The 19,674-nt window shown below is 39.0% G+C and carries 17 protein-coding genes; 4 read left to right on the forward strand and 13 right to left on the reverse strand.

Translation table 11 applies throughout. The annotated features are described in order from the left end of the window. Positions 1-78: 78 nt before the first annotated feature. The 11 genes from Q0594_RS04445 to Q0594_RS04495 form a co-directional block, all read right to left on the reverse strand. Positions 79-1,095, reverse strand: coding sequence for an amidase family protein (locus Q0594_RS04445; RefSeq protein WP_298730004.1), 1,017 nt, complete (start codon positions 1,093-1,095; stop codon positions 79-81). Between the two features lie 8 nt (positions 1,096-1,103). Next, complete coding sequence (locus Q0594_RS04450; protein WP_298730006.1) at positions 1,104-2,318, reverse strand: phosphopentomutase; 1,215 nt, start codon at positions 2,316-2,318, stop codon at positions 1,104-1,106. 5 nt (positions 2,319-2,323) lie between these two features. Beyond that, complete coding sequence (locus tag Q0594_RS04455) at positions 2,324-3,478, reverse strand: alanine racemase (RefSeq protein WP_298730008.1); 1,155 nt, start codon at positions 3,476-3,478, stop codon at positions 2,324-2,326. Continuing rightward, positions 3,468-3,836, reverse strand: coding sequence for a hypothetical protein (locus Q0594_RS04460; RefSeq protein ID WP_298730010.1), 369 nt, complete (start codon positions 3,834-3,836; stop codon positions 3,468-3,470). The genes Q0594_RS04455 and Q0594_RS04460 overlap by 11 nt, the downstream gene beginning before the upstream one ends. 13 nt (positions 3,837-3,849) lie before the next feature. Next, positions 3,850-4,773, reverse strand: coding sequence for a GntR family transcriptional regulator YhfZ (gene yhfZ, locus Q0594_RS04465; protein WP_298730012.1), 924 nt, complete (start codon positions 4,771-4,773; stop codon positions 3,850-3,852). A gap of 14 nt (positions 4,774-4,787) precedes the next feature. Beyond that, complete coding sequence (locus Q0594_RS04470; RefSeq protein WP_298730014.1) at positions 4,788-5,885, reverse strand: aminotransferase class V-fold PLP-dependent enzyme; 1,098 nt, start codon at positions 5,883-5,885, stop codon at positions 4,788-4,790. Beyond that, positions 5,882-6,769 carry a phosphotriesterase-related protein gene (locus tag Q0594_RS04475; protein WP_298730016.1) on the reverse strand — a complete coding sequence of 296 codons (888 nt, stop codon included), beginning with the start codon at positions 6,767-6,769 and terminating at the stop codon, positions 5,882-5,884. Before Q0594_RS04475 ends, Q0594_RS04470 begins: the two co-directional genes overlap by 4 nt. A 12-nt stretch (positions 6,770-6,781) precedes the next feature. After that, positions 6,782-8,086: a YhfT family protein gene (locus Q0594_RS04480; RefSeq protein ID WP_298730034.1), complete on the reverse strand. Its 1,305-nt coding sequence runs from the start codon at positions 8,084-8,086 to the stop codon at positions 6,782-6,784. Positions 8,087-8,106: 20 nt separating this feature from the next. Continuing rightward, the gene (locus Q0594_RS04485) at positions 8,107-8,469 is read right to left on the reverse strand and encodes a DUF2620 domain-containing protein (RefSeq protein WP_288294828.1); all 363 of its coding nucleotides are present in this window, start codon (positions 8,467-8,469) and stop codon (positions 8,107-8,109) included. Positions 8,470-8,482: 13 nt separating this feature from the next. Continuing rightward, entirely contained in the window at positions 8,483-9,850 is a 1,368-nt protein-coding gene (locus tag Q0594_RS04490; RefSeq protein ID WP_298730018.1) for a serine hydrolase, read from the reverse strand. A gap of 245 nt (positions 9,851-10,095) precedes the next feature. Further along, positions 10,096-11,031, reverse strand: coding sequence for a nucleoside hydrolase (locus tag Q0594_RS04495; RefSeq protein ID WP_298730020.1), 936 nt, complete (start codon positions 11,029-11,031; stop codon positions 10,096-10,098). 168 nt (positions 11,032-11,199) lie between these two features. Here Q0594_RS04495 and brnQ point away from each other — a divergent pair, with 168 nt between their 5' ends. Further along, positions 11,200-12,516, forward strand: coding sequence for a branched-chain amino acid transport system II carrier protein (gene brnQ, locus Q0594_RS04500; protein ID WP_298730022.1), 1,317 nt, complete (start codon positions 11,200-11,202; stop codon positions 12,514-12,516). 452 nt (positions 12,517-12,968) lie between these two features. Here the strand turns inward: brnQ and Q0594_RS04505 are convergent, their stop codons facing one another. Together Q0594_RS04505 and Q0594_RS04510 are read right to left on the reverse strand one after the other, a co-directional pair. Continuing rightward, entirely contained in the window at positions 12,969-16,424 is a 3,456-nt protein-coding gene (locus Q0594_RS04505; protein ID WP_298730024.1) for an FtsX-like permease family protein, read from the reverse strand. A gap of 14 nt (positions 16,425-16,438) precedes the next feature. Further along, positions 16,439-17,140 (reverse strand): ABC transporter ATP-binding protein, encoded by a 702-nt coding sequence (locus tag Q0594_RS04510; RefSeq protein WP_298730027.1) that lies wholly within the window; start codon positions 17,138-17,140, stop codon positions 16,439-16,441. 137 nt (positions 17,141-17,277) lie between these two features. Between Q0594_RS04510 and Q0594_RS04515 the strand changes: the two genes are divergently transcribed. From Q0594_RS04515 to Q0594_RS04525, 3 genes are all read left to right on the forward strand, one after another. Then, entirely contained in the window at positions 17,278-17,823 is a 546-nt protein-coding gene (locus Q0594_RS04515) for a TetR/AcrR family transcriptional regulator (protein ID WP_298730029.1), read from the forward strand. Between the two features lie 12 nt (positions 17,824-17,835). Beyond that, positions 17,836-18,249 carry a peptide deformylase gene (locus tag Q0594_RS04520; RefSeq protein ID WP_298730030.1) on the forward strand — a complete coding sequence of 138 codons (414 nt, stop codon included), beginning with the start codon at positions 17,836-17,838 and terminating at the stop codon, positions 18,247-18,249. 404 nt (positions 18,250-18,653) lie between these two features. Then, positions 18,654-19,394 carry a MerR family transcriptional regulator gene (locus Q0594_RS04525; RefSeq protein WP_298730032.1) on the forward strand — a complete coding sequence of 247 codons (741 nt, stop codon included), beginning with the start codon at positions 18,654-18,656 and terminating at the stop codon, positions 19,392-19,394. Positions 19,395-19,674: the final 280 nt, after the last annotated feature.

Consider the following 19,674-nt stretch of genomic DNA (forward strand, 5'->3'; position numbering starts at 1 on the left):
ATTTAAAGTATATCCTTATTTTTATGAGTTGTCAATAGATGCGTTCGAAAAAAAGGGTTAGATTTTTCTAACCCTAACTTAGTTACTATATCCATTCATAAAGTAATTTTTATAATTCAAAAAGTATCTTTCAGATAATTCATCATTTTCTCTATACAAACTTTCTGCGACCATAAAAGATTTTCTTATCGCAGAAACATTATTAGTATCACACAAAATCACAAAAGCTGTAGATAATTCACCGCTTGGAACAGTTAAAGCAAAACAGTTTGCCATATTAGCTATTCGGAGAAAACCTTTATTGGCAGCAACCTGAATTTCTTTTGTTTTATCATCAAAATGTCCAAAGACAGTATCTCCAAACCCATGCAAATCTACTGGCCCTTCTTTGCTCACAATGATATCGTATTTCTCCAATAATCTTTTTGTAGTTTCTATCAACGCTAAACGCTCATTATCATATTTTCCTTCAAACGAGCTAACTTCAACGTTCTCACCCTTCAGCAAATTACAGATATTTTCGTCATCAACTAGTATTTTTGCTTCTCGATTTGAACTTTCTAAATCTCTTAAATTAAAATATAATTCTTGAACCAGCTTTAGATTTTTAGATATTAAACCTATAGATGGAACAAATGAAATTCCATCTGTTGATATTTTATCTTTTTCTCTCTTTCGTTCTTCTCGAAACAACACGGGATCAATTAAAGAAAATAAATTCAGCGAGATTGCAGGAGCTAGAACCGAGCCTCCACCATCTGTGCCCATACCTATATCATTTATTCCCAAGAAAACATTGATTGCCGTTCCGCTAGAAGAACCAGTCATAGCCAATCCAGTTATTGGATTCTTTAAATCAATATCAATTGCTCGACCACCTAAACTAGATTGATCTCTAGTATGCAAATAATACGAACATTGATTTAATCTTTTTTCCATCTCGTCAGTTACCCACAGACTATTTTTTACTCCTAAATAATAACCGGATTCATTAGAAATATTGTCAAAGGCTAATGGATAGACCGCATCTACTGATTTTACCGGATTTTTCATAGCAAGCATTGTTTTGAACGCATATTTTTGTATTTTTTTCATAGCAAAACCTATTTTTCTAATATCCTATTTAAGAATGAATGTCCATGTTGAGGAGCTTCGACATCAAAATATTCCCCGACAGTAGCAGCAACATCAGCCATAGTATCACGTTCTCCAACATATTTCCCAGTAATACCAGGACTGTATATCATCAATGGTACTCTTTCTCTCGTATGATTACTATGACCAATCGTTGGGTCATTTCCGTGGTCCGCCATCACAATTAAAATATCACCGACATTTAATTCTGGTAACAATTCAGCAATACGTTTGTCGCTCACTTCTAATCGGTCTGCATATCTCTCCACATCTTCAGCATGACCAGCCAAATCGGTTTCTTGAATGTTTAATGCAATAAAGCCGTTTTGTATACTTTTCACTTCTTTCATTAAACAATCAAATAAGTATTCAGAGTCAACACCAGGAAAAAGTCTTGTACTTGTTGTTTGTATGATATCCGCTATTTTACCTAAGAAAGAGACTGTAATTCCTTTCTTATCCAGAATCGTTGGAATCTGAACATTTTTATCAATTCCATATCCCAAGTGAACTACTTGATATCCGTGGTTATAAACTCCTGATTCTGGAGCATCTACACCCGCTATTTTGTCATTCTTCACTTTCCTAGCTCGTAGAAGGTTGTCCAACGTAATTTGTTCGCCTCCAAAAGTGATAACACGCGATACCTGAACAACATCTCTAACAACATGTCCAATCTTACTCAACTCTTCAAAACTAATTAAATCTAAGCAAGCTGAAACGTTGTAAACTTGTCCGTAATCTGTCTCTAAATTATCCCCAACGGTTGCAACTTCATTCACAACAAGAATTTGTAACCCTGGTTCTCCAACACGTCTAACTTTATAGCCGTTTCTTAAAATATTCTTTTCAACTTCATCTATTTTTTCATTAAACGGTTGTATCAACGGAACTTTCGGAGTAGTCCCCATTATTTCTTGATGCCCTAAAAAAGAATCTGCTCCATAATGAGTTAAATTCGCTGTCCCAAAATTAGCAATATCCGAAAATTTATGTTCTCCAACTTCTTCACCAATAGCGTTCATAAGTCCTAATTTTTCTAGTGTAGGAATTTTTATATCAGGTTTTGATTGAATGATATGTTTGGCAGTATTACTTCCAACATCTCTAGGTCTTACCTCTACACAATCATCCATTGCCCCTACGCCAAAACTATCTAAAACAATGAGAACAAATCTTCCCATTTTTTTCACCTTCTCACTTTATTTCCCAAACTATCGTAAATTCCAACTAAATGTGGTTTCCCACTCTGCAGTCCCGAAACAATAGCTAAATCGCTTCTAGTAACAAAAATCTGTGTTCTAAAAGAACCAATCACAGTTGAACCAACTGGATGCTCATTTTTAGTCTCAATATAATAATCAATACTTTCATCTTTCAGAGGAAGAACTGCATCGAAAATGAGATTATTTCCATCCACGACTTCAACATTTTCAAAATGGCCTCGCCTATAATATCCTCCGCCATAAAAATACGAATGGCCATCTAAGTTATGAGAAATCTCGCTAACATATACTAAAGCTGGTATTTCTGGTAGATCCAGTACGGCATGAAGTGGAGTGGTTCCCGTTAAAGCATGACCAGGTTCCCCTTGATGCCCTCCTAACTTACGAATCTCAGGAATTGTTACTGAACAAGTAGCAGATGGCATATTCAGTATCGGTTGAATCCCTTCTTTTTCAAGAATTTCTTTCGCTTTTCTTACTGTTTTCATATTATTTGTCGGAATAATATTTTCTTTACCATCAAATAAAAAACAAGGGAACGAGGTTAATCCTCCTATTTCTACCCATTCAGACGCTTCAACAATAGAAATGACCTCATTTAAATCAGACAAATGAAAACCACCGTATTGTCCATCATAAATATTGTCATCTTTCTCAATAACTTTTAACAATAGCTTCTGATGTTTTTTTAGTCGATTCGCAACACGAATAATCTGTTGAACTTTCTCAACTGAGTAGACCGTAATGTAATCTGTTCCATACGAAATAATTTTCTCCAACATAGCATCCGGAATTTGAACTAGATGTCCAACATTCCCTAAAAGCAGCCCCTCTTCCATCATCTTTAACGCTTCTTTATAGTCCACGACAACTGCCTTTTTTATATTTGTATTTTCAGCAATCGCCTTTGCTATAAATGGATTCCGTCCAATCTGCTTTAGCATATAATAAAGCTCAACATTTTCTTTATTTGCGATTTCAGACATATATTTTGCATTTTGGATAACAGCATCTAAATCAATCACATAAGTATCTGGAAGGATTGCCCCGTCTTTATGAAGTTTAATTGCAAAATCTACTAAAGATCGATTTCTTCTATTAACGAGATTAAGAAACATGTTTGTCACCTTCTAATAAATTCAATAAATGAAGATAAATAAACTCTAACTCATTCTCTGAATACACTTCTTCACCGATATATTTTGACAAGCGACTCCAGACTTCTTTACATTCAGTGAAATTGAGGTGATTTTTAATTTCGTTTCGAATGATTTCTTCCATTTTGGCATCTAAAACTTCATTTTTTCTACGTCTCGATTCAGCCATTGCTAAATGAATAAGAAATACTTCAACCTTCGTTTCATCATTAATCTTCATTTCATTTTGAAAGAAATCACGAGCCTTCAATATATATTTTTTTGTATCTTCATCTATAACATCTGCCACTACCAGAACATCCAATTTCTCTTCTAGCATGAACTCACCCCTTTTAATATTGAGGAATCATCTCATTATTTTTAACTTTATTTTGAATCTCAATTATTTTATCTGCAACTACACTTTGATTAAAAAATGCTCTAAGCGAATCATCATCTTTATGAACTACAACAACTGCAGATGTCATATCATCAATCCACTGATTGTGTTTTAATTTCGAATAGCTTAAATCGGAATAATCTTTATCAATTAATTCATCTAAATTCCAAACACCAACGTCTACAATTCCCTTTCTTAGCGCTGTGAGGATTTGAAACCCAGGCATTTCAACTAATTGAACATTTTTATCTTTTACTACTTCTTCTGTCAGTAGGTATTGGTCGATTGAATTATAATCAATAGCTACTTTCTTGCTTTCAATGGTCTTATCTGTATTCTCGCTAGAGAAGACAACAACATGCTCGCTTAAATAACTATTTTTACCGAAGTCTAGCGCTATTTCTAATGGTTCACGATTACGAATAGCTTGTTTGGCTGCAAATTTAGAAACAATTGCAAAACGATAAAACTTGCTCGTAACTGCTTTAATTCTTTCTTTAGAACCACGAATATAACCTAAGTTTAATGGAACATGATTATTGCGAAATTCTTCGTAAATTCCGGTTGCCAAACCTTCATAGAGTTTAGAGTATGGCAAAGTCATCGTCCCAAGAACCGTTTCTGACAATGCATAAGATTGTAATATTTCATAATTAATTTCTGAAATAAACGAACCTTGGTGACCTTTGCTGATTAATTTAAAGGCTCCCTCGTTCTTTAAATAAGAAATCGCATTTTGAACTGTACCACGAGCTACTCCTAAATCTTCCTGGTATTCAGAAATACTCGGCACTTTATCTCCTACAGATTTCTTTAAAAAATCCGATGCGATAGCATTGATTACTTGACCTTTTTTCATTAAAAACTTTTCTGCCATACTCTTCCTCTTTTTTACTCTTTTACTTTTTCTATTGATTCTTTCAGTATTCTTAAAATGGTTTTAGTCCCAGAGCGATTCGGATTAATACGAATCAATCTTTTTTCTGCAGTCGGATCTGCATTTCTAAAAGTCCCCGAAACTCTATAAAATAGAGGACAAAACTCATATTGCGACTCTGCCCCTACAGGATAAGGCAATGCGCCTAATTTTGTTGCTTCCTCAATAACTTCTTCAGCTATCGGTTCTTTTAATTCTACAATCAAAACTCTCGATTGAGCATTTACTATATTTGCTTCTTTAACAGCCTCAATAGCTCCTTTATTTAGTAACTCACAAACTTCTTCGCCGACTTTCGCGGAAATAGCTTGAGAAACTGGAACATATATCATTCCTTTCAAAACATCTAGAGCTTCATGACCTTGGACTTGTCCTCCACCAGAATAGTTTTCTTTTTTCAAGCTTTGTATCGATTCTGACTTGCCTACTATACATCCTATTCCTTCTGGTCCTAAAAGCTTAAAAGTTGAAAAGCAAGAAACATCAGCTCCATACTGTACCCCTATTTTATCTGTTTTAAAAACAGAATAGTTATCATCTGTTATCACAAACATATCAGGGCGCAACTCTTTAATTGTTTTAATTACCGTTTCAGCTTCATAAGAATCTGAAGGAAGCTGTCTTGTAATTTGAACTAGAGCCGATGTTATTTCTTTACTTTTTATAATATCTCTCAGAGCATTTAAATCGTTAAAGTCCACTTTTTCAAATGTAATACCTAACATTTCAAAACTCACATTTGTAGTAGGATAAATGGGCGCATCATGAATTAATATTTTCTTTTTACGGTTAACACCCACATGCAAAGCAAGTCTTATCGCATTTGTTCCTGAACCTCTAACTAATAGCGCCTCATCTGCATCAAAAAAGTTTGCAATAACTTTTTCAACCTTCCCTGTATACACAGGTTGATTGAGACCTTTCACTACTCCTAAATCTCCCCTAGTTAAAATTTCATTTCCAGGAAAGACTTTAGTAATCTCATCTACTAACCTGAATTGCATTTCTTGCGCTTCTGCGAGTGTCAAACTTTTTAAAGGATAACTTTTCATTTTTTACTCCTTGCCAAAAATTGTTTAGGATTTTCCATTAACATTTTACGAATGAATTTGTCTGACACTCCACCTTCTCGTAACATTGGTACAAAACGATCTAACAGATAAGAATACCCTATTCCACCTTGATATTCTAGGTTTGACTTCCGCGTAATATCCATAGATAAGAACACCTTATCTTCATACCCTCTTTTTTCGATTTCTCTTAACATTTCTACTCGCAATAAGTCTGGTTGGTAATTCTCTTTACCAACAGTATCAAACTCTACATAGACTCCCTCATCTAACATTTTAAGAATATAATTTACATCTCCTGTTAAATCAACATGGCCAATAATTACTCTATCTAAGGCTACATTCTCTTTTTTGAAGAAGGCAACTTGTTCGTGACCATATGTTCCAAGGGTTGTATGAGTGGTAATTGGAACTCCCAACTCTTTATGAACAATTGACGAAGCGAGAAAAACCTTTCTCTCTCTATCAGTCATTGTATTTTTACTAGTCCCTATTTCGCCAATAATTTGAGCTTTTATATTGGTACCGTCAATCCCTTCCAGAATCTCTCTACGCATTAAATCAGCTAATTCTTCAACACTAGCATCTGTTACAAAATCTGGTAAAAATTTATCTTGATAAAAGCCTGTCGCTTGAATGATATTAATCTTACTAAGCTCAGCAACTTTTTGAACATATAAAGGATTTCTTCTCATATCAAGATTCGTAACATCTACGATGTTACGAACCCCTTTATCATATAATTTTTTAAATTCTTCTACTGTTTCATCAAAGCAATTTAAGTTAGTATCATCAATATTTTTTAATCTAGATAAATCAATGGTCGTATGCTCGTGCATATAAGTAATTCCATCTATGAACGTCATATCAACAATCTCCTATCCAGCAACTGGTGTGAATAATCCAACCATGTAAAGAATATTAACAATAATTCCTAAACTGATTGCTGCAACTGGTCCAATAGCTAGTTCAACAATAGGGCTTTTAGCCTTTCTATTTAGAAGAAGCAATCCGATTACCCAGAAGTATCCAATCCCAGGTGCAATTTTTTCAGATGCAATAGCACCACCAACTAATAAAGCTACTTCTAAGACTTTATTCATTGCTGTACGAATATGTTCACCCATTTCACGAATTCCAGGGAATTTGTCTAATCCTTTAGCCACTAATGCTAACAATTGAACTTCAACAAACATCAATGCCGCACCTGCAATAAATGCAACTAATGGGTTACCATTTAGTAACATCCCTACAACAAATACAAACGTCGCTCCTGCTGGGCTGTAAACCCCTGTTACAATTGCTGTTGAGAATACTAATGGAATAAATCCAATCCCTCTCGCAAATGCAGCTAAAGCAGCTTCACTAATTTTTCCTTCAGTCAATAATTTTAATGAAATTGGGTCTCCTGCAAGAATCATTAAACTAGTAGACGCTGATACAAGTCCCCCTGTGATTGATAACCAAATCCAATTTTTCTTAATTCTATTTACACGTTCTAAGAATACGCTCACTAAAGTCTCATTAGAATTACTTCCATCTCCTTTTACTTGCATTGCAAATACAATCATGAAAATCATACCTACAAGTAAAGACATACCTTCTGCACTTAGTTTAATGGTAGTCGCTTCTAATTTAATCGTTCCAAACTGTTTTACTGCAAACAAAGCCAATAAAGTAGCTAATAGCGTGATTGCTGCTTTTTTAAATCCATGTTGACTTGCAATCGCAATTGCAGGGAAAATACTAAATCCTACGATAATAGGCGAGCCTACAGAAGATAGTGCAGGCATAAAGTTCACTGGTAACATATTGAACAAATCAACTACAGCTTGTAAACCTAACACAAGACCTACACCATAGAGTGCTCCGACTACACCTGATACTACCATTCCAATATTTCCTTCCGGAGCCCAAGAACCGATAATATCTGTCATTAATAAAATACTATGCACTAAAATAATGGAAGCTCCAATCGATACTGGAATACCAAATCCGATAACCAATCCAAAACTTAATGCAAAACTTGTTGCTGCTAATTCCTTTTTACCAATCTTTTTTTCTAAATATTCTGGAAGAATCGGTCTTAACCCATCATTAAAAACAGCAATCCCTTTATTCGCTAGAATTGAGCACAAAGCGCCTAGCAACGCAATAACTATTAATTCTAAAGTTTTATCCATCATCTTTCCCTCTTTTTCTATTAAATTTTATTTAGTTCTTCCATGATAATTGGAACGACATCATTTTTATGTTGTGCAGTGAATCCAAATGCTTTCTTTCCACTTCGAACATTTTCCCTAATTTCTTCTTCTGGCATTATTTTTCCAGGCATCGAAACTGTCACACAATTATCTCTTCCTAAAAGAGCTAGAGCCATCGCCAAAGCTCCTCCACCGCCAGTGTTGCAAGCTCCAATATAATAATCAGCTGTACCAGATTTAATAGCCATCGCAGCATCCAAATCACTCTTCACTTCAACGCTATCTTCTGGTAAACCATACTGAAGCACTAAAGCTTTTACTTCCTCTTTATCAATTTGCCCACCAACTACAATTTTTTTCATCTAACATCCTCCTCTATTTTTCACTTAAAAATTCATTATGAACTGCATAATTGACTGCACTAGCAAAATCGTGAGTGTTACTATAATTTCCAGATTTTTGTTGCCCATTATTCATTTTATTGGTCAGAACAATTACTACTATCTTATTTTTTGGAGAAATTGTTACATAAGTGCCAGTAAATCCATTGTGTCCAATCGCATCTTCCGCCAAAGATTGCATCCACCCAGCATTCTTTAAATACCCATAAGATTGAATTGAACCTGATTTTGTTTTAAACACGTCTTGTAAGAATAGTTCCACGGTTTTTTCATCATATAGAACCGTATCTCCTCGTTTTCCTTTATCTACTAAAACTTGATATAAGGTTGATAAATCTGTAGCAGTTGAAAATAACCCTGCGTGACCAGCGTATCCTTCATTTGCCATAAAAGCATTCCCATCATTCACTTCGCCTTGGAGCTCATAATTACGCCATCCATTGAATTTTTCGAATGCTTCTTTATCTGCTGTCATGTCGTATCCAAATTTAGGGAAGTTTACTTCATCGATCATCATTTTTTCAAAAGGATTTCCATATGAAGTTACCGCAATTTTTGATTTATCAACACCATTTTTAGTTGGGTTAAACATCGTATTTTTCATTTCAAGCGGTTCATAAATCGTTTTAGCAACATATTTGTCAAATGCTTCTCCTGTAATTTTTTCTGCAATAAACGCTAAAGTCATATAACCTAAGTCACTGTACTTATACTCTCCAGGTTTAAATTCTAATTTTTGTTCTTCAATATATTTCAAAGTATCTTGTCGATTGTTCGAGTATAAATAAATTGCTTTCCATTGCGGCAGACCGGATGTATGACTGAGCAATTGACCAATCGTCACATCTTCTTTTCCATTTTTTCCAAATTCAGGTAAATACTTCGTTACCTTATCGTCTAACTTCACTTTCCCTTCATATACTAAATGCATAAAAACTTGAGTTGTCGCACTAATTTTCGTAACTGAGGCTAAATCAAACAGCGTTTCATTAGTAACTGCAGAGGGATTCTCAATCTTTTCAGCAGGATTCTTCGAAAAATCAAATGCTTGAATCGTTCCATAGCTCTTCTTAAAAACGATTTTCCCGTCTTTTAAAACCACAATTTGAGCTCCAGGAGTTGCTTTAGGGTTTGCCTCTGCTAATTGGCTTTTCACATAAGAAAAAGCAACTGCATCAATTGCTTTTTCAAGAGCTTTTGACGACTCATTGTTTTCTTTATTCTCAGCCACAACCGTTGTTTCTGAACTTTGAGGAACGACTTTATTTGCACACCCTGCTAACCCGAAAACACTTAGAGCAGCAGTAACTAGTAACATTTTCTTCCTATTATTTTTCAACATCTTAACTCCTCCGTTCAATATACATTTTTTTGTACAACAGAAACTGCCTTCACTTAAACGAACATAAAATGCACCCCCGATATAAAATACACTTTTTTGTACTATCACTATACGCCAAGTATAATACTATACAACTAATTTGTAAACCCTTTCTTAAAATTTAATAAAGAAGGCTTTAAAAATCCCCCCTTCACTTTTTGTTAGCAAAAGGGGGTAGATAATAAAAATAGTAAGGTTTTATATTCTTATTTCGCTAAGTCAGTAATATAGTCAAAGAAGGCATCGCGGTCGACGTGGTAAACAAGGTCGACTGGGCGGCCATTTTCGGCTTTAACGGTACGGCCACGGCTTGCACCGGCAACAATTACGTCACTGTTTACCACAGAGCGTTTCACAAGGTCTTCTTTCCCGAATGAAGCGGTCGTTAACACGTCCCATAAGAAATAAGTAGAATTCGTTACGTAGTGAATGAGCGGCGGAACGATGGCATAACATTGACCTAAGAAGTCAACGCCTTCGATAGCACGTTCTCTTGCCCAACGATCGCGGACATCAAGAGATAATGGCACCATGTTGGTACTTTCAAGCGCCACAAGTTCGATTTGGATGCCTGATTTCCAAACGCGTTTTGCCGCAAATGGGTCCCAGTAGACGTTCCACTCTGCAGTTCCGTCGTGTTCAGGGTCTTCCACATTCCCCATATCAAGGAAAGTGCCACCCATCCAGTAAAGTTTACCGATGTTTCCTTCAATTGTAGGGTCTTGGTCTAATGCACGTGCTAAGTCTGTTAATGGTCCTACGAAAACAAGGTCCACTTTCTCATCCGATTCTTTTAAGGCACGGATTAAATCTTCGTGCGCTTTTAATGGTGAGTCTTGCACCGTGATTGGTTTATGTTCGTTTAAGATTGGAAGTGCGTCCACTGTGAAGGCATGCATTCTCCATTCTTTCGGGAATGGGTTCACAGGGCGTGAGTCTGAAGAAGCAACTTTCAATTGTTTGTCTTTTTCAGATCCAAATTTATGAATAATCTTCTTGCTGGCTTCCACTGCTGGTACTAAATAGCAGTCCGCTTCGATAACGCCGACCCCTACTAATTCCACGTCTTCCATTTTTAATAGTAAATATAATGATACTAAATCATCAACGCCACCATCGTGGTTTAAATAAACTTTACGCATTTATGAGTTACGCTCCTTTAAAATGGTTTTCTTGCACGCTTTATTATACCTAAAAACGAACAATAAAGAAACTATTTTATTTAACGTTTGTTTTCGTTTTCGAGTGCATTCGTTCTTAGTTTATGTTAAACTATTTTTAATTATTTTTTAATGTTAGGATGTGGTTCAATGAAAAAGAAATTCATAGATATTATCATTATCGGTTTTGCTCTGTTTGCCATCTTCTTTGGAGCTGGAAATTTAATTTTTCCACCTTATCTAGGAGTGACTGCAGGAGAAAATTGGGGAACTGCTACTCTTGCATTTTTAATCAGTGATCCACTTCTATCCGTTGTTGCCGTAATGGTCGTGGCCACTCTTGGCGGAAGTGCACTAGCAGTCGGACGACGGATTCACCCTGTTTTTGCAGGCGTCCTGAATGCTATCTGCGTTCTCTTAATCGGACCCATTTTTGCCGTCCCACGTACTGGGGCATCAACGCATGAAATTTTCGTACAATCGTATTTTCCAAGCGCACCTCAATGGATTACTTCGCTCGTATTCTTTGGCATCGTCCTCTGGATTACGTACAAGGAAAACTCCGTCATGGATGCTATCGGAAAATATTTAACACCAATTCTCTTACTTATTCTCTTGTGTATCTTTGTGGCTGCCATCGTTCAACCCAATGCAAGTTTTGCGACAACAGATGGAAGTGGACTTTTCGCACAAGGATTTAAAGAAGGTTACCAAACCATGGACGTGCTTGGAGCTCCCCTCTTAGCTGGAGTCGTTATGAAAGATATCACGCGTCGTGGCTATTTAAATCGAAAAGAGCAATTCAGAATGATGTTCGGCGTCGGCATCGTGGCCTTCGTCCTACTCGCTGTCGTATACTCAACCCTAGCTTACAGCGGGGCCAGCATGAGCACAGTTATTGACTCAACTGCGCAACGTTCTGTTATTTTAACAACCATTGTTAAAACTTTACTCGGCTCATGGGGACAACTGGCAATGGGACTTGCTGTCTGCTTCGCCTGCCTCACAACTGCGATTGGACTGACAACCACTTGTGGTCAATATTTCGAAGAAGTATCTAAAGGGAAACTCCCTTATAAGAAAACCATCCTTGTAACGGTTGCGGTGGAATTCATCATTTCACTTGTCGGCGTGGACTCACTGATTAACCTCGCCGTTCCAGTGTTAACGTTCATCTTCCCAATCGTGATTGCACTCATTCTCTTCTCGGCTTTCGACCAATACATCCCATACGACTGGACATATCTTGGAGCTGTCGTTGGAGCTGGAATCGTGGGCCTCGTACAAGGAATCAACACTCTTTCACAATTATTAGGCGGAAACCTACTAGGAGACGCAGCCACTTGGATTGGAACCCTCCCACTAGCCACATACGGCCTTGAGTGGATTGTCCCAACATTCATAGGCGCAATCCTCTTCACGATCGCATCCGCCATTTTGAAACCAAAACAACTTGAATTTGAATAGAAAAACGGAGCCTCCCAGCTCCGTTTTTTTATGCACATTTCCTGTTATCTAAAGGAAGGTTTCTATATGTCAACTTGATTGGGATATGGGAATTATCATACGCCACACTCAGTCTGTGGAGCTTTGCGGGTGACGAACGGAAACCCCATCCGTCCCTCTCTAAAAAAGGACGGTTTGTATATTGTTGCCCTGCGGTATAGGTGACCCCTGCTCCATAAGCAGAACCCCAAGTCTGTGGACATAAAAAAGCAAAGAAAAAAATCCTACGGATCCAATAAGGATTGTAGTACGGTTTAGTAACCGATGTGAATTACTGACTCTGGAAATTTATTTCCTAGAGTCAGTTTGAAGCTCGGTAGGCTGTAGACAATAGACTACAGCCGGTACCCGACTTACAATCATTATTGATGAATCCGTAAGAATTTTTCTTTGCTTATATTACTTTTGCTTTCCTAGTCCACAGACTTAAGGGCTTCTAGCATATCGATTCGTTGGAGAAGATGGTTCACCATATACCCCAGTGCCACCAAGATGACAATCACAATCACACTTGGCAACACATATACAAACCATCCGACAGCGGGATTAAACATGACAAACCCCGGCGCCACCGTCTCAATAATTACCCTATGCAACACTCGCCCAAACAACAGCCCCACAACAATCCCGATGACCGATAACAAAATCGTTTCGCGGTAAATATACATCGTGACTTCTTTGTTTAGGAAGCCAAGCACTTTAATCGTTGAGAGCTCGCGAATCCGTTCTGCTACATTGATATTGGTTAAGTTATATAGGATAACAACCGCTAGTAAAATCGATACGGCTGTTAAAATCATCATAACACGACTCAATGAACCAACAATTGTATCAATACGACTCACCATAGACGTGTTTTGCACGACTGCTTTTACACCGTCAAGAGCCATTAAGTCCGCTGCGGCTTTTTGTACGCTAGAGGCGTTTTTATCTTTAAACTGTACGAAAATCGCGTTGTCTTTTGGCACCTCTCCATAAGCCTTTGCGTACACTTCTGGCGTCATTACGACGAAGTGCCCAGCGTACATTTCCACGATACCACCGACCGTTAATGTCACATCCACACCGTCCTTATTCGGAAGCGTAAAGGTGTCGCCTGCTTTCACGTTTAAGAGTTTGGCTAACTTCTCGGAAATCAACACGCCATCTTCAGGAAGCGTCACGGCTTTCTTCGTCTTCGCATCATTCAAATGTAAATATGGAGAAAGGTTGTCTTCATTCCCAACAAGCACCGTAATAGACTGCTCATCGTCCACCCCTGGCACTTCACGCGTCACCGATTCGCTATAGACGTCGCTATAGGAAGTCACGCTTGAAGAGGTTAAATAGTTATGTAACGCTGTTTCTTCTGAAACGGTTAATACAGCCTCTTTTGAAACAATCGCATCATAGGTGACGATTTCCTTGAACTGGCGATCAGCAATCCCATCAAGAGACCCGAGAATTCCACGCCCTGCAAAGAGAAGCGCCACGGAACCGGCTACCCCGAAAATCGTCATCAGCATCCGTTGTTTATAGCGGAAAATATTCCGTGCTGTTACCTTATGCGTGAAGCTAAGACGATTCCAGATGAATGGAATACGCTCAAGGAAAATCTTTGCCCCAGCCACGGGAGCTTTCGGCAAGAGAAGGGCCGATGCTTGCTCATGCAGTTCGCGGCGAGCAATCCATAACGGAGGTACTACGCTACAAATGAGCGAGCAAAGAATCGCAATCGCGGCAATGAGCGGATGGAAATTCAACTGGATACTTGGCAATACCGTATCCTTCATCAAGGTCGCACCCAAAGCACTTGGCAAAGCGTACGTTCCAAGTAAGATTCCAAAAACTGTACCACTGACCCCTGCTGTAAAGCCATACACGGCAAACTTCTTCATCACGTCTTTGGTTTCATAACCGAGTGCCTTCAACACCCCAGCATTGATGCGTTCTTCATTCACAAAACGCGTCATCGTCGTAACCGTCACGAGTGCGGCCACGGCATAAAGCACAATCGGGAATAGATTCCCCACCGACGTAATTCCTTCAGCCGTCGTCTTCATATTGAAGAACCCTTCGCTTCCAAGCATCGTCGAACGTGTGTAGACAGAGTACTTCGGCTTCGTGAGTTTTGAAACGTCCACTTCCGCCTTTTCAAGTTCGGATTCAGCCTTCTTGATATCTTTATCGGCAGTTTCTTTCTTCTCATTATAAGTTTCTTCGCTTTCTTTTAGCTGTGTTTTTGCGTCCGCGAGTTTTGCTTCACCGTCCGCTAACGTTTTCTTGGCTTCGGCTAATTTTGCCTTTCCTTCTTCTAAAGTTCCGGCGTTGGCTTCAAAGGCCGCCACACCTTGGCGATATTGTTCTAGCCCATCGACGTACTGGCTGTAACTAGCGTAATACTTCGCTAAACCTTGTTGGTACGCTTCTTGCCCTGCGCGTAATTGTTGTTTCTTCGATGCAAATTCTGCTTCAGCATTTGAAATCGCTGTTTGGCCAGCTGTAAGTTCTTGTTCTTTTTGAGCGAGCACTTGTTCTTTGGCATGAAGTGTCGCTTCGGTTTGAGTAAGCTGGTTTTCAGCCTGTGTTAAAGCTGTCTCCATCGCTTGAAGGCTAGCTTCGGTAATGCCTTTTGCCGCAGCCGCATCCGGGTCGCTGGCTAGTAGTGCCTTCCCTTGTGCTAAGGCTGTCTTTTTAGCTTCGAGTTCTGTCTTACCTGTTTCTAGTTGCGCTTTGGCCTGCACTAATTGCGTCTTACCGGCTTCAAGCTGCTCTTTTCCACTTGCGAGTTCCTCTTTTTTCGCAGCAAGTTGCGTCTCCGCTTGGGTTATTTTAGTACTTGCATCCTCTAACTGTTCTTTCTTTTCGGCTAAAGTCGCCACGGCTTGTTCGATTTGCACACGCGCACTCTCGAGTTGCGCACGACTTGCCTCCAACTGTTTCCACGCCGCGTTAAGCTTTTCATCTCCTGAGGCAAGTGTTGCTTCGTTGCTATGGATTTCTTCTTGCCCGTCTTCAAGCGTCTTTTCGTTCTTTTCGATTTCGCTCTTACCGTCTGCCAGTTTCTTCTCGGCGTCCGAAAGCTGCGTTTTGGCATCGGTAATCTTTTCTTTTCCTTCTGAAATCTTCTCGTCAGCATGCGTCTTCAATGTATCTAAACGCGCCGTTCCATTGTCGGCTAACTTTTCTTCAAGCGCCTGTTGCAACGCCGTCACCTTGTCAGAGTACTCACGGCTCGTTGTTTTCCATTTGCGCAAATCCGGATAACGAAGTCGCGCAATCGTATAAACTTCAGAATCGAACGCGTCTTTTGGCATTACGGCAAATCCACTAAGATCCCCGCTTCCCGCACTCGATACCCCTTTAATCGTCTTCGAAAGAATCTCGCTGGAGTTCACAAACCCCGTAATGGTAAATTCATGTCCCTTCAGTAAAGTGTTATTTCCGGATTCATTCAATCGAATGGTATCGCCAATCTTGTACTGATCGGCCATCACCCCGTCAAGCGCCACCTCATTTGATTTTGTAGGAAACGCGCCACTTATCAACTCGAATGTCGAAATATCGGTCGTCTGTGAGAAGACACGAATCGCGTTAGGCGTATCGCCAATCACCGTATCCACAAAATAGCCGAACTCCACAACGGCATTCTCTTGTTTTATCTCTACTTGGTCCTCTGCGCTTAAACCGTAGCCTGCCACCACGAATAAATCGGCAGCGTTGGCAGTTTCCATATAGCTGTTCAAGGTATCTTCAATATCCGGGCCAGACACTTTCAATCCGACCAAACTGAACGCCCCCAGCATCATGAGGAGCATAATCGATAGGAAGCGTCCCTTTGATTGACGAAGGGAGTTTCGAATATCCTTGTTTAAGGTTTTCTTAGTCACAATTCTCACCCCTTCTAATATTCAATCGTTTGAATATCTTGTGGATTTGGGTTACATTCAATACTTTGAACACGTGCATCATGCATCCGAATCACTCGGTCGGCAATCGGCGCCAGCGCAGAATTATGCGTTACGATAATCACCGTTGCCCCTTGGCTACGCGACATATCTTGCAAAATTTGAAGCACTTGTTTTCCGGTATGGTAGTCGAGCGCTCCTGTTGGCTCATCGCAAAGCAAGAGTTTTGGATTCTTCGCAACTGCACGTGCAATCGATACTCGTTGTTGTTCCCCACCGGATAATTGAGAAGGGAAATTATTCATGCGGCGTTCAAGCCCCACTGCCTTCAAGGCTTCCTCTGCATCTTGAGCATCTTTTACGATTTCAGCCGCTAGTTCCACATTTTCTTTCGCTGTTAAGTTTGGTACTAGATTATAAAATTGGAAGACGAAGCCGACATCATCTCTTCTATAGTAAGTGAGTTGTTTTTCGTCAAAAGTTGAAATATCTACGCCATCAATAAGGACTTGCCCTTCATCGTTGGTATCCATTCCTCCTAAAATATTAAGGACCGTCGATTTCCCTGCACCGCTGGCCCCTAAAATAATGACTAACTCCCCTTTTTCAATTTCAAAATTCACATCATTATTCGCGATAATCTCTGTATCGCCGACTTGATAACGTTTATAGCTATTCTTCATTTCGATATAAGCCATGTCTATCCCTCATTCCTACCAACAATCGTTAAATGAACAACGTGTTGATTCTCTTTCGTATTTACTCTATACTAGCAGTAGCGAAAAAACAATACACAATATTCAACAATGTGTTGATTTAAGAAAAGAGTTTAAGAATGACGACACAAAAACGGAAAACAACAACCAAAACTGATCTAAAAGGCGCTCTCACCCGATTGCTTAGAGAAAAAGACTTCGAAGCCATTAGCGTAAGTGATATCACTAGAGAAGCCGGCGTGAACCGTGGAACCTTCTATCTCCATTACGTTGATAAATTCGATATGATGAACCAGCTCATCGACGAGATTTTGCAAAATATCTTAATTCTATTAAAAGAAGGAAATCCAAAAAATAAGGAAGAGGCCTTGCCAAGCATCGTGAAAATCTTCGAGTATTTAAGAGAAGACTTCGACTTTATTCACGCGATGACTTTAAATCGCTTCAACTACACGACCAAACTTATTCATGACTTTCTCTATGAATTAACGAAGCAAATCACTCCGATTCAAGAAACGATTCAGAGTGTCTATCCGCTTCCGGCAGATTATGCTACCGAAGTGTTTATCTATAGTAATAGCGCGATTTTCATCCACTGGATTCAAAAAGGAGCCGTGGAAAGTCCCGAAGAAATTGCAAAAATCTTTTTCAGAATGACCGTATAAAGGAGAAAACTCATGCAAAAACCAATTATGAAAGACCCACTCTTTTTGAGCCAAAAATCTAGTCCAGCCGACCCGAAAGCCGACTCTCAGGTAGTCCGCGACCTGCAAGATACGCTTCGTGCTAACCGCGACCGATGTGTAGGGATGGCGGCGAATATGATTGGCGTGAACAAGAACATTATTATCGTTGCGATTGGACCGATGGATTTGGTGATGTTGAACCCACGTATTACGAAGAAGCAAGGACCCTATGAAACAGAAGAAGGCTGTCTAAGTCATACTGGAACGAAGAAAACGACGCGCTATCAAACGATTGAAGTAGCTTACACGGATCCAAGCGGCAAGAAGCATACGGGAACGTTCACCGACTTCACGGCGCAAATCATCCAACATGAGATCGACCACTTAGATGGGGTGCTCATTTAAATACGCAACTTCAGTTGCGTTTCCTTCGAATCCAGACGGATTTCTTCATAGAAGCGATAATGGGGCACCGGTTCGATCCTATAGTCTCTCACCTTTGAAGCCTCAAAGAGAGCGTACGGAATCAATCCCTACGCTCTCTTATTCGCATTCAATGCCATCCCCCACTATTGCTTCTATAGAATCCGTCCGATTCTTCGGAAACGCGTAACTGAAGTAATCGTATTTTTGTGCTGGTGTTGGTCCGAGACTGATTTGTGCCGGGAAGGCGGGGAACTGCTTCTTAAAACGGGCGGTGTCCTCCTTCTTCGTTTCTTATTGTAAGAAAAAAGAAAAAAAGAAAGAGAAAAGGGTTGACTCTTACGTAACGTTATAGATTATACTTCAAATTGTTAGGAGGTTAAAATATGTATTTAATCAAACAGGTGAGCGAAATCAGTGGTGTATCAGTGCGCACTTTACACCACTATGACGAAATCGGCTTACTATCCCCCAAAAAACATGAGAATGGATACCGCTACTATAGTGAAGAGGAATTGTCCCTCCTTCAAACCATCCTATACTATAAGTATTTAGGATTTTCACTAAAAGATATCAAAACTCTCATGAAACAAGAAGAGGAAGATCTGTTGCCTCACTTGAAACATCAGTTGATTTTAATGCACAAAGAAAAAGAACGTCTTCTAACATTAATCGACACATTAGAAAAGACCATTGAGTCGAAAGAAAGGAAAATGACAATGACAACAGAAGAAAAATTCAAAGGGTTCACCTTTAAAGATAACGAAAAATATAAACAGGCCGCGACTGAAAAATACGGTAAAAAAGTAATGAACGAAGCCGAAGCAAAACAAAAAGGACAAGAAGAAATCGTAGCTGACGGCTTTAACAAGATCTGGTTCGCATTTGCTGAAAATATCGAAAAAGGCCTTCCAGCAACAGACGCTATGAACGTGGATTTAGCAAAACAACTCCACCAACACATGTGCGCCTACGCGTTCGACTGCCCCATCGACGTCTTCTCAAGCATCGGATTTGGCTACGCTCAAAACGAAGAATTCAGAACGAACTTGGATAAATACGGAAAAGGCGTTGGGCAATATGCTTGCGACGCGATTCAAGCCTACGTTGCACAGGAGAGAAAATAAAAGAACTCCCTCCTAAACAAATACCAATCCATAAAAATAAGCAGTCAATGACTGCTTATTTTTATATCATTAAACTTCTTATTCTCTCATTTTTTTTAAGTCACTATGCTATAATACCAATTGAGAGCGACTATTTTTTACAAACATAATTTACTTTTAGAAGTTTAAGGAAGATGATAAATGAATTATCACGTAAAATTTAACGATATTACCTCCATGCATGGACAAACGAATCAAACCATCCAACAATGGGGAGAATCATTAAAAAATCTACAAGAGT

Source organism: uncultured Granulicatella sp., assembly GCF_938030755.1.
Classification (GTDB): Bacteria; Bacillota; Bacilli; order Lactobacillales; family Aerococcaceae; genus Granulicatella.

Excerpts from the sequence above, each read along its gene's own strand:
- Q0594_RS04445 (WP_298730004.1), bottom strand. The coding sequence starts at position 1,095 with ATGAAAAAAATACAAAAATATGCGTTCAAAACAATGCTTGCTATGAAA.
- Q0594_RS04460 (WP_298730010.1), bottom strand. The coding sequence starts at position 3,836 with ATGCTAGAAGAGAAATTGGATGTTCTGGTAGTGGCAGATGTTATAGAT.
- Q0594_RS04450 (WP_298730006.1), bottom strand. The coding sequence starts at position 2,318 with ATGGGAAGATTTGTTCTCATTGTTTTAGATAGTTTTGGCGTAGGGGCA.
- Q0594_RS04520 (WP_298730030.1), top strand. The coding sequence starts at position 17,836 with ATGCAAAAACCAATTATGAAAGACCCACTCTTTTTGAGCCAAAAATCT.
- brnQ (WP_298730022.1), top strand. The coding sequence starts at position 11,200 with ATGAAAAAGAAATTCATAGATATTATCATTATCGGTTTTGCTCTGTTT.
- Q0594_RS04480 (WP_298730034.1), bottom strand. The coding sequence starts at position 8,086 with ATGGATAAAACTTTAGAATTAATAGTTATTGCGTTGCTAGGCGCTTTG.
- Q0594_RS04455 (WP_298730008.1), bottom strand. The coding sequence starts at position 3,478 with ATGTTTCTTAATCTCGTTAATAGAAGAAATCGATCTTTAGTAGATTTT.
- yhfZ (WP_298730012.1), bottom strand. The coding sequence starts at position 4,773 with ATGGCAGAAAAGTTTTTAATGAAAAAAGGTCAAGTAATCAATGCTATC.
- Q0594_RS04470 (WP_298730014.1), bottom strand. The coding sequence starts at position 5,885 with ATGAAAAGTTATCCTTTAAAAAGTTTGACACTCGCAGAAGCGCAAGAA.
- Q0594_RS04490 (WP_298730018.1), bottom strand. The coding sequence starts at position 9,850 with ATGTTGAAAAATAATAGGAAGAAAATGTTACTAGTTACTGCTGCTCTA.
- Q0594_RS04525 (WP_298730032.1), top strand. The coding sequence starts at position 18,654 with ATGTATTTAATCAAACAGGTGAGCGAAATCAGTGGTGTATCAGTGCGC.
- Q0594_RS04485 (WP_288294828.1), bottom strand. The coding sequence starts at position 8,469 with ATGAAAAAAATTGTAGTTGGTGGGCAAATTGATAAAGAGGAAGTAAAA.
- Q0594_RS04515 (WP_298730029.1), top strand. The coding sequence starts at position 17,278 with ATGACGACACAAAAACGGAAAACAACAACCAAAACTGATCTAAAAGGC.
- Q0594_RS04510 (WP_298730027.1), bottom strand. The coding sequence starts at position 17,140 with ATGGCTTATATCGAAATGAAGAATAGCTATAAACGTTATCAAGTCGGC.
- Q0594_RS04495 (WP_298730020.1), bottom strand. The coding sequence starts at position 11,031 with ATGCGTAAAGTTTATTTAAACCACGATGGTGGCGTTGATGATTTAGTA.
- Q0594_RS04475 (WP_298730016.1), bottom strand. The coding sequence starts at position 6,769 with ATGACGTTCATAGATGGAATTACTTATATGCACGAGCATACGACCATT.